The sequence below is a fragment of the Phenylobacterium sp. genome (genome assembly GCF_036502675.1).
GTDB lineage: Bacteria > Pseudomonadota > Alphaproteobacteria > Caulobacterales > Caulobacteraceae > Phenylobacterium.
The window spans coordinates 1-12,493 of the sequence record NZ_DASXYF010000013.1; the positions used below are offsets into that span (position 1 = coordinate 1).

At 68.2% G+C, this 12,493-nt stretch carries 13 protein-coding genes and 3 tRNA genes; 9 read left to right on the forward strand and 7 right to left on the reverse strand.

Annotated elements, in window-relative coordinates:
* Positions 1-344: 344 nt before the first annotated feature.
* The 3 genes from VGL30_RS01550 to VGL30_RS01560 form a co-directional block, all read right to left on the reverse strand.
* The gene (locus VGL30_RS01550) at positions 345-1,718 is read right to left on the reverse strand and encodes an erythromycin esterase family protein (protein ID WP_331536066.1); all 1,374 of its coding nucleotides are present in this window, start codon (positions 1,716-1,718) and stop codon (positions 345-347) included.
* A gap of 212 nt (positions 1,719-1,930) precedes the next feature.
* Entirely contained in the window at positions 1,931-2,224 is a 294-nt protein-coding gene (locus VGL30_RS01555) for a hypothetical protein (protein ID WP_331536068.1), read from the reverse strand.
* A 97-nt stretch (positions 2,225-2,321) separates the two neighbouring features.
* Entirely contained in the window at positions 2,322-3,092 is a 771-nt protein-coding gene (locus VGL30_RS01560; RefSeq protein WP_331536070.1) for a glucose 1-dehydrogenase, read from the reverse strand.
* 261 nt (positions 3,093-3,353) lie between these two features.
* Here VGL30_RS01560 and VGL30_RS01565 point away from each other — a divergent pair, with 261 nt between their 5' ends.
* From VGL30_RS01565 to VGL30_RS01575, 3 genes are all read left to right on the forward strand, one after another.
* Complete coding sequence (locus VGL30_RS01565) at positions 3,354-4,055, forward strand: phosphoribosyltransferase (protein ID WP_331536072.1); 702 nt, start codon at positions 3,354-3,356, stop codon at positions 4,053-4,055.
* Between the two features lie 136 nt (positions 4,056-4,191).
* On the forward strand, positions 4,192-4,857 hold the full coding sequence (locus tag VGL30_RS01570; protein ID WP_331536074.1) for a BON domain-containing protein: 666 nt from the start codon (positions 4,192-4,194) through the stop codon (positions 4,855-4,857).
* Positions 4,858-4,920: 63 nt separating this feature from the next.
* The gene (locus VGL30_RS01575) at positions 4,921-5,064 is read left to right on the forward strand and encodes a hypothetical protein (protein ID WP_331536076.1); all 144 of its coding nucleotides are present in this window, start codon (positions 4,921-4,923) and stop codon (positions 5,062-5,064) included.
* A gap of 228 nt (positions 5,065-5,292) precedes the next feature.
* Here VGL30_RS01575 and VGL30_RS01580 read toward each other — a convergent pair.
* Both VGL30_RS01580 and VGL30_RS01585 read right to left on the reverse strand, forming a co-directional pair.
* Positions 5,293-5,365: transfer RNA gene (locus VGL30_RS01580), tRNA-Thr, on the reverse strand.
* A 159-nt stretch (positions 5,366-5,524) separates the two neighbouring features.
* Complete coding sequence (locus tag VGL30_RS01585) at positions 5,525-6,454, reverse strand: LLM class F420-dependent oxidoreductase (protein ID WP_331536078.1); 930 nt, start codon at positions 6,452-6,454, stop codon at positions 5,525-5,527.
* Positions 6,455-6,762: 308 nt separating this feature from the next.
* On the opposite strand from VGL30_RS01585, the gene VGL30_RS01590 reads away from it, so the two are divergent.
* From VGL30_RS01590 to metG, 3 genes are all read left to right on the forward strand, one after another.
* Entirely contained in the window at positions 6,763-7,746 is a 984-nt protein-coding gene (locus VGL30_RS01590; RefSeq protein WP_331536080.1) for a calcium-binding protein, read from the forward strand.
* An 89-nt stretch (positions 7,747-7,835) separates the two neighbouring features.
* Positions 7,836-8,189, forward strand: a complete 354-nt coding sequence (locus VGL30_RS01595; RefSeq protein ID WP_331536082.1) for a DMT family protein — start codon at positions 7,836-7,838, stop codon at positions 8,187-8,189.
* A 101-nt stretch (positions 8,190-8,290) separates the two neighbouring features.
* Positions 8,291-10,102: a methionine--tRNA ligase gene (metG, locus tag VGL30_RS01600; RefSeq protein WP_331536084.1), complete on the forward strand. Its 1,812-nt coding sequence runs from the start codon at positions 8,291-8,293 to the stop codon at positions 10,100-10,102.
* Between the two features lie 10 nt (positions 10,103-10,112).
* On the opposite strand, the gene VGL30_RS01605 is transcribed toward metG, so the two are convergent.
* A complete protein-coding gene (locus VGL30_RS01605) occupies positions 10,113-10,829 on the reverse strand; it encodes a TerC family protein (protein WP_331536087.1) in 717 nt (238 codons plus the stop codon).
* Between the two features lie 45 nt (positions 10,830-10,874).
* The gene (rlmB, locus tag VGL30_RS01610) at positions 10,875-11,672 is read right to left on the reverse strand and encodes a 23S rRNA (guanosine(2251)-2'-O)-methyltransferase RlmB (RefSeq protein ID WP_331536089.1); all 798 of its coding nucleotides are present in this window, start codon (positions 11,670-11,672) and stop codon (positions 10,875-10,877) included.
* A gap of 134 nt (positions 11,673-11,806) precedes the next feature.
* On the opposite strand from rlmB, the gene VGL30_RS01615 reads away from it, so the two are divergent.
* The 3 genes from VGL30_RS01615 to VGL30_RS01625 all read left to right on the forward strand — a co-directional run.
* Positions 11,807-11,892 (forward strand) — tRNA-Tyr (locus VGL30_RS01615).
* Between the two features lie 43 nt (positions 11,893-11,935).
* Positions 11,936-12,009, forward strand: a tRNA-Gly gene (locus tag VGL30_RS01620).
* A 57-nt stretch (positions 12,010-12,066) separates the two neighbouring features.
* Positions 12,067-12,493: GTP-binding protein (locus tag VGL30_RS01625; RefSeq protein WP_331536092.1), on the forward strand; the 427-nt coding region annotated here is incomplete at its 3' end.

The following is a 12,493-nucleotide window of genomic DNA, read 5'->3' on the forward strand; positions in this document are numbered from 1 at the left end:
GCGCCTGGGCGAGCGCCGGTGCGGCCCCGAAGGCGAGAACGGCGGCGGTCAGGAAGCAGGTCTTCAGCATGGGTCTCTCCTTCTTGCGGAGGGGCGGCCCCGGATCGGCGCCGCCGGCGATGAGGCGCCGAAGTCTAGGGCGGTGGTCCACAGCTGCGCTGACACAGATCAGCTATCGTTGGTCGCATTCGCTCGGGTGCTCGGCGATAGTTTTGGACGTACCGCTCGTAGGCGCCGCACCGTCGGGCATTAGCCGGCGCCGCCTCGCGTCGCGCACTGACGTGCGAGCAGGCTGCGTTTCTCGGGTTCTGAAGGGGAGACCCTGTGACCCACTCCCATCAGGACTACAGTCCGAATGGATAGGTGTCCGGTGCGCCTTGGCGGCTCTCCGCCGGGAGCGGGCGGACAGCATGGGTCTGGTCGAACCAGACGTACGCGTCGAACTGCTCGGGCAGGACGCAGGACGCGTAGTGGCTGATCCGCTCGGTCTCCGGCCGGTAGATGACGCCGATGAAGCGCTCCGGTCTGAGCTCCGACAGCCGCTGGCGCAGCTCGTCGTCCACGACGCCCGGGCGCAGGTCGAGCAGGAAGGCGGGGACATCGGAGTCCCAGGCCAGGCGCTCGTAACTCTCCGGCGCCGCGGGGTTGAGCCGCTTGACCTCCATCGGCCCGCCCCAATCGCTGGCGCAGGCGACGGCGCCGAGGTTCGTGCCAAAGCCGATCAGGATCGCCGCCTCCCCGAACCGCTCGCGCGCCAGCTGGCCAAGGTTTATCTCGCCCTGGTCCCGACCCATCGCTGTGGCCCGGGCGTCGCCGATGTGCGAATTGTGCGCCCAGACCACCGCCTTGGAATCTGGACCGCGAGCCTCAAGGAGGGCGTTCAGAATGTCCATCATGTGCCGGTCACGCAGGTTCCAGGCTTCGGCCTGTCCGAAGTAGATCGCGCGGAAATAAGCCTCGGCGTCGGCCAACAGCCGTGCATTCGCCGTGGCGTCGAGAAAGCCTTCTTCGTCGATGTAATCGTATTCCAGCCGCTTCTCTAACAGGTCCCGTAGCATGGCGTTGACGGGCGTTTCGCACTGGGCGTAGCCGCTCGTGTAGGCGCGGGCGCCGTAGGCCTGCGGATCCTCCACCCAGGGCGTCAAGCAGCCGTAGCGCTCGCGCGCCACCGCCGCGGCCGCCGGATCGACCCGGTCCAAATAGTCGATCACTGCGGTCATGGAGGCGCCCAGGCTGAAGAGGTCCAGCCCGTGGATGCTCACACGCTCATCCACGGTGCGAAACCGGTTGTGATCGCGCATCCACTCCACGAAACCCTCGAACTCGGCGTTGCGCCACATCCAGGTCGGGAATCGCTGAAACACCGGCTGCGCGTCGGGCGCTTTGCCGCGGCGGCGGACATAGCGGTCGACGGCGCGAACGTCGGGCCAGTCGGCTTCCAACGCCACGAGGTTGAAGCCGTGCTGCTCCACCAGCCGGCGGGTGACCGCCGCGCGGGCGTCGTAGAATTCCGACGTCCCATGCGTGGCTTCGCCCAGCAGCACCACGCGCGCGTCTCCGAACCGGTCGAACAGCTTGGTGAAGGCGGGGTCCTGGATGCGCAGCAGCGGCTCCGCGGCGTCGGCGATCAGTCGCGGGGTGCTGCCGTCCGGCGGCGTCACACCCCGTCGGGGCGCATACACGCCGTGCGACGCCGCGTGCTCGGAAAGATCGGACATCGGTGTCCTCGAAAGGTCTGAGTCTCGCAGTACAAGAGCGGTTTACCACCGGTTGGTCAGACTGGCCGGGCTTCGGGCTGCACGCCCTGACCCACGTCAGTTTTCGCCGTCGGTCTCAGAGCAGCGAGTCGAAGAGCTCGAAGGTCTGCTCCCGGTGCTCGGTCTAGGTGTTCGGTCCCAGTGTGTGATGGGGCATCATTACCCCTGAGTCGTCAGGAGGAGGATGCGTTATGGGAAGCGTTCTTTACGGTCGCCCGTACGAGGCCGTGACTTCGAGCCGAGTTCCAAGCGTCGCGCTCATCGAGCACTAACTTGAGCGCCTGGATCCGTTTTTCCGCCTGTTCGAAGGCCGGCACGTTCAGCTTTACAGCCATGGCTTGCCCCGCGTTCGCTGGTCGACCTTCCGGCGATCCGAGCGCGTGCGCCCTGCGCTGCGTCAAGAATTGATCGAGATTTCCATCCGGCGAGCCGATTCCCCCAAATTCGTGGAGATTGACCTGCGTCATCGCGGCCGACAGCCGTTGGCGTCAGGGGCGAAGGGGCTCCTTCGGAATTGGCGAAGCTCCCTCATGCGACGCCGCTCGCTCCCCACGGTTATGATGATCACCGTGCTGTATAGCCGCCATCAATGACCAGTTCCGACCCTGTGACGAATTTCGCCTCCTCCGAGGCCAAGTAGACCGCGCCCCAGGCGATGTCGTCCGGCTCGCCTAGGTGACCCAAAGGGTGCAGGGCGTCGAGCGCCTTGCGGCCCGCTTCCACGTCGCCCTGCGCGGCCAGGTGGTGTTCCACCATCGGCGTCCAGATGAAGCCCGGATGGATCGAGTTCACCCGGATCTTGTCTGGGGCGTAGAAGAGGGCGTCGGTCTTCGTCATCAGCCGCACGGCGCCCTTGGAAGCGTGATACGGCGGCACGTCCGGCGCGCCCACCAGTCCATATATTGAAGAGAGATTGATGACACTTCCGCCGCCTGCGAGTCGCAAGTGGGGAATGACGTGCTTAGTGCAGAAGAACACCCCCTTGACGTTGACCGCCTGAACCCGGTCCCATTCCGCCTCGGTGACCTCGTGGGTGGGCTTGCTGACGCCTCCCACGCCGGCGTTGTTCACCAGCACGTCAATACGGCCATAGCGGGCGGCGACATCACCCATCACTTTCGCCACCGCGGATTCCTGGGTGACGTCACATCGCCAGAAGCTGGCTTCCAGCCCGCGGCCGCCAAGCTCGTTCGCCAGGAGCGTACCCTCGTGCTCCAACATATCCAGGACGGCGACCGAGGCGTTCTCTTCAGCCATACGAATCACAGTTGCACGGCCGAGCCCCAACGCCGCCCCCGTGACGACCGCGACCTTGCCATTCAACCTTTCCATCATCAGCTCTCCTGTAGGGGTGAACCCTGGGATCGACACAGATCAAGGCGACGAAACTGTCTGCCTCTTGGGAATCAACCTCTCCGCTGTGAGCGGTCCGCGCCGCCCGCGCCCTGACGCCGGTCAGTTCGCCGGTTGCGCGCATGACCTAGCCTCGGGTGCGACCTGACCGAGGCCAAACCCGTGTCGAAGAGAGTGGCTCAATCAGCGATCTGTACCGCGTCGGGACGGGCGCCTCGGCGAACATGGCCATGAGGACGGGCGATGAAAGTCTTCCGCGACCGCACCGAAGCTGGGCGCCGCCTCGCCGGGAAGCTGTCTGCCTACGCCAATCGGCCAGATGTGATCGTGCTCGCCTTGCCTCGGGGTGGCGTGCCTGTCGCCATTGAGGTGGCCCAGGCGCTCAATGCCCCGCTGGACGTCTTCGTCGTCCGCAAGCTGGGCGCCCCCGGCCATGAGGAATTCGCAATGGGCGCCATTGGGACGGGCGGCGTTCGCGTACTCAACGACGATGTCGTGAAGGGACTTCGCATCCCGCCGTATGCGATTGACGCTGTCACGGCGCAGGAGCGGCAGGAGCTTGTGCGGCGCGAGCGCCTGTATCGCGGCGGCCGCGCCGCGCCCGATCTTCGCGGACTTACTGTGATCCTCGTGGACGACGGTCTGGCGACTGGCGCCACCATGAAGGCAGCCATCCAGGCCCTTCGCCAACTGCAACCTGGCCGCATCGTCGTGGCGGTCCCGGCGGCGTCGCCGGAAACCTGTGAGCAGCTGAAGCCGGAGGTCGACGAGATTGTCTGCGACATCACACCTGAGCCGTTTCACGCCGTCGGCGCCTGGTATGAGGACTTCTCACAAACGACGGATGAGGATGTCCGCGAACTGCTCGCCCGACGGCGGCGGTCCGAGCGGAAGGAGACGGCCGCGGACACGATCGACACCGCTCAGGGGCCGACCAGACCATGACGCCCGCCGCGCACGCTCGGCCCTGACGCCCGTCAGTGCGGGCGGCGAGCGGCCGCCCTAGTCTTACCCTCGGCCTGACGTAAACAATCCTGTTTTCAATGAGTAGGCCTCAAGATGAGTATCGGAGGAGCATGCGATGAGAAGCGACAGCGAAATCAAGCGCGACGTGGAGCTGGAGCTCCGCTGGGATCCCGATATCACCGCGGACGACATCGCCGTGGCGGTGAAGGACGGCGTCGTTACACTGACGGGGTTTGTCCGCAGCTACAGCGAGAAGTACGAAGCCGAGCGTGACGCCAAGCGGGTTTCCGGCGTTGTGGGGCTGGCCAACGACCTCGAGGTCCGCCTGCCGAGCTCCGACGAACGGCCCGATCCGGAGATCGCCCGCGAGGCGGTCACCGCCCTCAAGAGCCAGCTCCCCTTCACGTACGAGCACATCACGCCGGTGGCGAGGAGCGGCTGGGTGACCCTCGAGGGCGAAGTCGAGTGGAACTATCAGAAGGACCTTGCCGAGCGCGCCGTGCGGCGTCTCAAGGGTGTGAAGGGCGTTTCGAACCTGATCCACATCAAGCCACGGGTCGCGCCTTCGGAGATCAAGCGAAAGATCGAGGAGGCGCTCAAGCGCCAGGCCGAGCTGGAAGCGGACGAAATCACCGTCGAGGCCAACGGCGGCGAGGTCATACTCCGGGGTAAGGTCCGCTCCTGGGCCGAGCGTCGGGAGGCGGAGCGAGCCGCCTGGCAGGCGCCGGGCGTCAGCAAGGTCGACAACCGGATCACCGTCGGGCTGCTGACCATGGCGTGATCACGCAGATACGCCCCAGCGCCCATAGCGCTGGGGCGTTCGCCAATTTCACGGACGGTGGAAATGCAGCGCGCTCCGCTGCAGGCGCAGCTTAGCGGCCCATCCCGCCGGCGCAGTTACGCTGCCGTCACTTATCGCACGATCCTGATCCACCTCGACGCCGCGCCGGAGGCGACCATCCATGTGCAGATCGCCGCCGGCCCGTGATTGCGCGATCGGAGCGAACAGGAGATCACACTATGGAAGCCTCGAGGCGCAAACTGGCGGCGTGCTCGTCGCGGTGCAGGCGGCAGGATGCACGACGACCGGGACCGGCGTCGGCGGTTCCCGTAGGGGCCGAAGCTGAGCAGCTTCTCGCGGCCCGCGAAGCGGTACTTCAGGCGCCAAAGCCTGCCGCCTGACGTCGGTGGATCCCATGCGCTCGGAGGCGGACGGCGCCGGCTGCAGGACTCGAACCCGCGACCTTCGCTTTACAAAAGCGCTGCTCTACCAACTGAGCTAAGCCGGCTATCCGTTTGAAATCACCAGACTAACCGGCATCACCTTCGGGGTGCGGGCCGTGCGCGTGACTTCCAGCATCTTTCTGACGACGACGGCTCCAATGCGCAAGGTCTCGCAGCTCCGGAGACGGCGTCGGCGCAAGTGGCCGGTCGAACGCCTTGCGCGCCTACCTGGTGGCAAGCGCGTGAATCTTCGGCACGACCTCCTCCCCGAACCACTGGACGTTCTCCAGGAATGCCTCCCGGCTGGGGTGAGGCACGCCGCAAGGCGTCCAGGTCGCGCCGAGTTCCATCATCTTGCCGGCGTCGTCCACCCATCGTTCAGCCTCGGCCTTGGTGCAGGCCTTCAGGCCCTGCTGCGGCCCGATGCAGATGTCGAACGGGAGGGTGCGGCCCACCCGGTCCAGGTGGCCCCGCAGGTGGTCGATCTTGACCTTCAGGTCGTCGACGTTGGCGATCTCGTCCGTGCGGGCGGACTTGCTGAAGGTGGCGGTGGCGAAGAAGGGGGACCAGCCGTCGCAGAGTTCCGCCGCCCGCCGGATCGCGCGCTCGCTGTTGCCGCCGGCCCAGATCGGCGGGTGCGGCAGTTGGATGGGACGCGGCCGGGACCGGATGTCGGAGGCGGTGAAGCTGCGTCCCTCGCGGGCCACCGGCGCCTCGCCCCAGGCGGCCTTTATGGTCTCCAGGGCCTCGTCCATCACCGCGCCGCGTCCCTCGAAGTCCGCGCCCAGGGCCTGGTACTCGCCGCGCAGATAGCCGAGGCCGACGCCCAGGATCAGCCGGCCCTCCGAGAGCACGTCCAGCGTCGCGGCCGACTTGGCCGTCAGGAACGGGTTGCGGTAGGGCAGCACGACCAGGTTGGTGTGGACCCGGAGCCGGCTGGTCACCGCCGCGACGAACATCAGCCCGGCGAAGGGATCGAGCGCGTCGTGGCCCCCGGCCGCGCGCCATTTCGCCGTCGGCGCCGGGTGGTCGGTGATGAAGCAGGCGTCCACCCCGGCTTTCTCGATGGCCTGCGCCATGGCGCGCACCGCCGCGGCGTTCTGGAATTCGACCCGATCGTCGATGTCCATGGGGATGTGCATCGTCATCTTCATCGCCGTTTCCTTCCGTTTTTCGCGGCCTGGCCCTCCCGGCGCCGCCGCGGTCAATTGACAAGTCGTCCGTGAAGCGTCGGCGGCCGGGTTCCGGTCGCTGGGCCGAGCCCCGCCGCCGCGGCCAGCTCCGCTACATCCGCGCAAGGCATTGTGGCGCGGTCGGCCGGTTCTGGATAGGCGGAGATCGACGGCGCTCGCCATGCCTCGCATGCCGCGAGCTCCGGGCTCGCGTATGGCGAGAAAGGGCTTCCTTGCTACCTCAGGTTTGGCGCAGAGCTCGCGTCAGTAGCAAAACGCGGGGGCGCGACATGGTGACGGTAATCGGGGGCGCCGCTTCCGGCGGGCTCAACTTCGACACGGAGCTGAACATCGGCTCCCTGGCCTATGCGGACAGCGCCCAGGGGAATGCGAGTTTCGTTCAGTTGCGGACCGAGGCCGGCGGCACGTTCCATGACAACTTCTACGGCAGCTTCATCTTCAACCCGGCGGGCGAACTGACCGGCGGCACGCTGAACCGCTGGCAGGAAACCTATGATGGGAGCCTGGTCTTCGACATCCAGGGCGCGTCGGTGCCGGTCGCGACCTTCCTGAGCTGGGTGCAGAACAACCAGGGCGCCCTGGCCGTCCGCACCGTCCTGGCCGGGAACGACTCTATCGCCGGCACCGCCTACGCCGACCTGTTGCGCGGCTACGACGGCGCCGACACCATCAACGGCGGCGGCGGCGGCGACCTGATCGACGGCGGAGCCGGGACCAGCTACCTGCGCGGCGACGACGGGAACGACACCGTCACCGGCGACGCGGCCTTCGACGACATCAACGGCAACGCGGGCGACGACAGCGCCTCGGGCGGCGCCGGCGACGACTGGGTGGTGGGCGGCAAGGACCAGGACCGGCTGGCCGGCGACGACGGCGCCGACATCGTCTACGGCAACCTCGGGAACGACACCTGCGACGGCGGCGCCGGCGCCGACATCGTGCGCGGCGGCCAGGGCGACGACATCGTCACCGGTGGGGCGGGGAACGACTGGCTCTCCGGCGACAAGGGAAGCGACACCGTCACCGGCGGCGCCGGCGCCGACATCTTCCATAGCTTCGGCGACGCCGGCCTCGACCGGGTCACCAACTTCAACCGTGCCGAAGGCGACCGGGTGCAGCTCGACCCTGGCTCCACCTACACCGTGGCCCAGTCCGGGGCCGACACGGTGATCTCAATCACCGGCGGCGCGCAGATGGTGCTGGCGGGCGTCTCCATGGCCAGCCTCACCGGCGACTGGATCTTCGTGGCGTAGGCTGAAACGGGGAGAGCGGCCGACGCCGCTGATCGTCTTGGCGCCGGCCGCGATTGCGTCCACCTAGCGGCGGACCCGCAGGAGCGCCCATGCCCACGACCGTCGCCGCCGTCGCGCCGATCCTGATGCTGATCGCCTCGAACGTCTTCATGACCTTCGCCTGGTACGGCCAGCTGAAAGTGGAGCACCGGCCGCTCTGGCTGATCGTGCTGATCAGCTGGGGGATCGCCTTCTTCGAGTACTGCCTGGCGGTCCCCGCCAACCGCATCGGCCGCCACGCCTACGACCCGGCCAGCCTGAAGGCCCTGCAGGAGGTGATCACCCTGGCGGTCTTCGCCGTCTTCTCGGTGACCTGGCTGGGCGAGCGGTTCACATTGAACCACGCCGTGGGCTTCATCCTGATCGCGGCCGGCGCCGCCGTGGTCTTCAAGGGGCCGTTCTGAGACGGACGCCATCCCGAGGAGGGTCTGTTTGCGGGGGGCGTCTTTCCCCTTCGGCGCGCGGCGCCATATAAGCGCGCTTCGTCCGAAAGGCCCGCCGCCCCATGTCCCGCATCCTGATCACCTCGGCCTTGCCGTACATCAACGGCGTCAAGCACCTGGGGACGCTGGCAGGCTCCATGCTGCCGGCCGACGTCTACGCCCGGTTCCAGCGGGCCTTGGGCCGCGAGACCCTCTACATCTGCGCCACCGACGAGCACGGCACGCCCACCGAGCTGGCCGCCGCCGCCGCCGGCCAGGACCCGGCGACCTTCTGCGCCGAACAGCACCAGGTGCAGCACGACCTTGGCCGCCGGTTCGGCCTGTCCTGGGACCACTTCGGCCGCTCATCCTCGCCGCAGAACCACCGCCTGACCCAGCGCTTCGCCCGCGAGCTCTGGGAGGCGGGGTTCCTGGAGGAGCGCATCACCCAGCAGGTCTACTCCAACGCCGACCAGCGCTTCCTGCCCGACCGCTACGTGATCGGGACCTGCCCGCACTGCGGCTACGACGCCGCCCGCGGCGACCAGTGCGAGAACTGCACCCGGGTGCTGGACCCCGCCGACCTGATCAACCCGCGCTCGGCGGTCTCCGGCTCGCCGGACATCGAGATCCGCGGCTCTAAGCACCTGTTCCTGCGCCAGAGCCTGTTCTCCGACAAGCTGCGCAGCTGGATCGACGGCAAGAAGGGCGACTGGCCGCTGCTGGTCACCTCCATCGCGCTCAAGTGGCTGGACGAGGGCCTGCAGGACCGCGGGGTCACCCGCGACCTGGAGTGGGGCGTGCCGGTCAACGCCTTCGAGTGGGGGGCCAATCCCGACGGCGTGGTCCCCGACATCGAGGGCCTGGCCGGCAAGGTGTTCTACGTCTGGTTCGACGCCCCCATCGAGTACATCGCCGCCACCTGGGAATGGGCCGACGCCCAGGCCGCCGAAGCCGGCCAGGACCCGCCCGCCGACGCGGTCTGGGAACGCTGGTGGCGTGGGCCAGCCGCGGCCGACGTGAGCTATGTGGAGTTCATGGGCAAGGACAACGTGCCCTTCCACACCGTGGGCTTCCCCTGCACCTTGATCGGCGTCAACGAGCGCCGGAGCGCGGACGGCGCCTGGTCGGTCGCCAACCCCGAGCCCTGGAAGCTGGTCGACCGGCTGAAGGGCTTCAACTGGCTCGACTACTACGGCGGCAAGTTCTCCACCTCGCAGCAGCGCGGCGTGTTCATGGACCATGCGCTCGAGCTGCTGGCGCCTGACTACTGGCGCTGGTGGGTGTGCGCCAACGCGCCGGAGGGCTCGGACGCCACCTTCACCTGGGAGCAGTTCCAGGCGCAGGTGAACGCCGACCTGGCCGACGTGCTGGGCAACTTCGTCAACCGGATCCTGAAGTTCACCGAGACCCGCTTCGACGGCGTCGTCCCGGACGGGGGCGAGCCCGGGGAGTTGGAGGCGCGCCTCCACGCCGACGTCGCCGCCAAGCTGGCCGAGCTGACCGGCCTGATGGAGGACATCGAGATCCGCAAGTCCGCCCAGGCGCTGCGCCAGCTCTGGGTGCTGGGCAACGCCTACCTGACCGAGGCCGCGCCCTGGACGGCGGTCAAGACCGACCGCGACCGCGCGGCCGTGGCGGTGCGCACCGGCCTCAACCTGGTGGCGCTGTTCGCCAAGGTCGCCGAGCCCTTCATCCCTTTCGCCGCCGAGACCGTCGCGAGGGCGGTGGGCGAGGGCTTTCCGGGCCGCTGGCCGCAAGGAGAGGGCGCCGGCCTACTGCAGATCCTCGAGCCCGGCCGGCCGGTGAAGGCGCCGGAGGTGCTGTTCCGCAAGGTGGAGGACGCCCAGGCTGCGGCCTGGCGCGAGCGCTTCGGCGGCCCGGAACGGGCGTAATCCGGCCGCCTCAGTGGGCCGGGGCCTTCTTCGGGTGGATGTCCATGAAGCTCGGCGTCAGCGCGTTGTGCCGGGCCGTGTAGCCCAGGTCCTGCACCACGTCGCGGTAGCCCTGCCACATCATGTGCAGGGCGACGTAGAGCACGATGACCAGCCCCACGTAGCCGATCCAGCGGAAGCGTTGCAGCAGGCGGGCGATGGCGTGCGCCGCGATCCCCATCAGGGCGATCGAGAGCAGCAGGCCGAACACCAGGATCGCCGGGTGCTCGCGCGCCGCCCCGGCCACGGCCAGCACGTTGTCCAGCGACATGGACACGTCGGCGATCAGGATCTGGGTCAGGGCGTCGCGGAATGACTTGGCCTTGGCCTTGGCCGAGGGCTCGGTGGCGGGGTCGAGGTCCATCGCCGCCTCGGCGTCCGCTTCCTGCTGCCGCGCCTGGTCGTGCAGCTCGCGCCACATCTTCCAGCACACCCAGAGCAGCAGCAGCCCGCCGGCGAACAGCAGGCCGACGATCCCCAGGAGCTGGGTGGTGACGAGCGCGAATCCGATGCGGGTGATCACCGCCGCGGCCAGGCCCCAGAAGATCGCCTTGCGTCGCTGTTCCTTCGGCAGGCCTGCGGCGGCCAGGCCCACGGCCACGGCGTTGTCGCCGGCCAGGACCAAGTCGATCATCAGGACTTGCAGGAGGGCCGAAAGGGCGGAGGGGCTGAGCAGCTCTTCGAGCATCGGCGCTTCAATGCGTCAGGCCGGCGCCGAGCGCAATCCGAAAGCTCAAGTCCTGGGCCGCGCCGCTTCGTAAAGCGCCACCGCCGCCGCGGCGGAGACGTTGAGGCTCTCGAAGCCGCCCGGCATGGGAATCTTCGCCAGCTCGTCGCAATGCTCGGCCACCAGCCGGCGCAGGCCCTCGCCCTCCGAACCCAGCACCAGCACCACCGGGCCGCCGTCGAGGACCTCGGCCAGGCCGCGCTCGGCCGCCCCGTCCAGCCCCACGGCCCGCCAGCCCAGGCCCTCCAGGGTCTCCAGCGCGCGGGAGAGGTTCACGACGTAGACGGCGGGAACAGCCTCCACCGCCCCGGCCGCGGCCTTGGCCAGCGCGCCGGTGAGCCGGGGCGCATGGCGGTCCTGCAGCACCACGCCCACGGCTCCGAAGGCGGCCGCGGAGCGCAGCACGGCGCCCACGTTCTGCGGGTCGGTCACCTGGTCCAGCATCAGCAGCACCGCGCCGCGGGCGGGGGCGAAGTCCTCCAGGGCGACCAGGGCCAGGGGCGCGGCCTTCAACGCCACCCCCTGGTGCACCGCGCCGGCCGGCAGGGCGCGGGCGATGGCCGCGTTGTCGGCTGCCTCCAGGGCGGGCAGGCGGCCGAACCGCTCCTCCAGCCGCTTGGCCTGATCCGGCGTCGCCAGCAGGTGCAGCGGCGCGTCGCGTCGCGGGTTGGCGAGCGCCGCCGTCACCGGGTGCCAGCCCCAGAGCCAGTCGTCGCCCGTGGGGTCCGAGCGCCTGGAACCTTGCGGAAAAGGCCTGCGCCCACGGGCGTTCCAGGGCGCGTTGCGTTCGTTGTGGGAGGACACTATAAGACGCGCTCCAAAATGGGGCCGACGACGGGGCCTCCGCCGGAAACGACCCTGCGGGCGGGCTGATAGCACCCCTCGCAGCCGTCGGCGGAGGCTTTTTGATCCGAAGCCTCATGCGGCTCCGAGCGCTGGGGGGAATGTCCCGAGCGGCAAAGGGGGCGGACTGTAAATCCGCTGGCGTACGCCTTCGCAGGTTCGAGTCCTGCTTCCCCCACCACGCTTCGGACGAACGACGAGAACAGCGCACTCCGCGCATGACCGCGGGTATAGCACAATGGTAGTGCAGCAGCCTTCCAAGCTGAGGATGCGGGTTCGATTCCCGCTACCCGCTCCAAGACCCCTGTAGCTTTCCCCTTCACAACCCCCAGCCCAGACGTCCGCAGGATCCCCGATGGCCAAGGAAAAGTTTCAACGCAACAAGCCGCACTGCAACATTGGCACGATCGGCCACGTCGACCATGGCAAGACGACGTTGACGGCGGCGATCACCATCACCCTGGCCCGCACGGGCGGGGCGAAGGCGATGGCCTATGCGGACATCGACGCGGCGCCTGAAGAGAAGGCGCGCGGGATCACGATCAACACGGCGCACGTGGAATATGAGACCAAGAACCGCCACTACGCCCACGTCGACTGCCCTGGGCACGCCGACTATGTGAAGAACATGATCACGGGCGCGGCGCAGATGGACGGCGCGATCCTGGTGTGTTCGGCCGCCGACGGCCCGATGCCGCAGACGCGCGAGCACATCCTTTTGGCGCGTCAGGTCGGTGTGCCGGCGCTGGTGGTGTTCCTGAACAAGGTCGACATGGTCGACG

Bases quoted from the DNA above. Each gene is read 5' to 3' on its own strand.
- VGL30_RS01550 (WP_331536066.1), bottom strand. From the start codon at position 1,718: ATGTCCGATCTTTCCGAGCACGCGGCGTCGCACGGCGTGTATGCGCCC.
- VGL30_RS01555 (WP_331536068.1), bottom strand. From the start codon at position 2,224: ATGACGCAGGTCAATCTCCACGAATTTGGGGGAATCGGCTCGCCGGAT.
- metG (WP_331536084.1), top strand. From the start codon at position 8,291: ATGTCCCGCATCCTGATCACCTCGGCCTTGCCGTACATCAACGGCGTC.
- VGL30_RS01570 (WP_331536074.1), top strand. From the start codon at position 4,192: ATGAGAAGCGACAGCGAAATCAAGCGCGACGTGGAGCTGGAGCTCCGC.
- VGL30_RS01605 (WP_331536087.1), bottom strand. From the start codon at position 10,829: ATGCTCGAAGAGCTGCTCAGCCCCTCCGCCCTTTCGGCCCTCCTGCAA.
- VGL30_RS01575 (WP_331536076.1), top strand. From the start codon at position 4,921: ATGCAGCGCGCTCCGCTGCAGGCGCAGCTTAGCGGCCCATCCCGCCGG.
- VGL30_RS01585 (WP_331536078.1), bottom strand. From the start codon at position 6,454: ATGAAGATGACGATGCACATCCCCATGGACATCGACGATCGGGTCGAA.
- VGL30_RS01590 (WP_331536080.1), top strand. From the start codon at position 6,763: ATGGTGACGGTAATCGGGGGCGCCGCTTCCGGCGGGCTCAACTTCGAC.
- VGL30_RS01595 (WP_331536082.1), top strand. From the start codon at position 7,836: ATGCCCACGACCGTCGCCGCCGTCGCGCCGATCCTGATGCTGATCGCC.
- VGL30_RS01560 (WP_331536070.1), bottom strand. From the start codon at position 3,092: ATGATGGAAAGGTTGAATGGCAAGGTCGCGGTCGTCACGGGGGCGGCG.
- VGL30_RS01565 (WP_331536072.1), top strand. From the start codon at position 3,354: ATGAAAGTCTTCCGCGACCGCACCGAAGCTGGGCGCCGCCTCGCCGGG.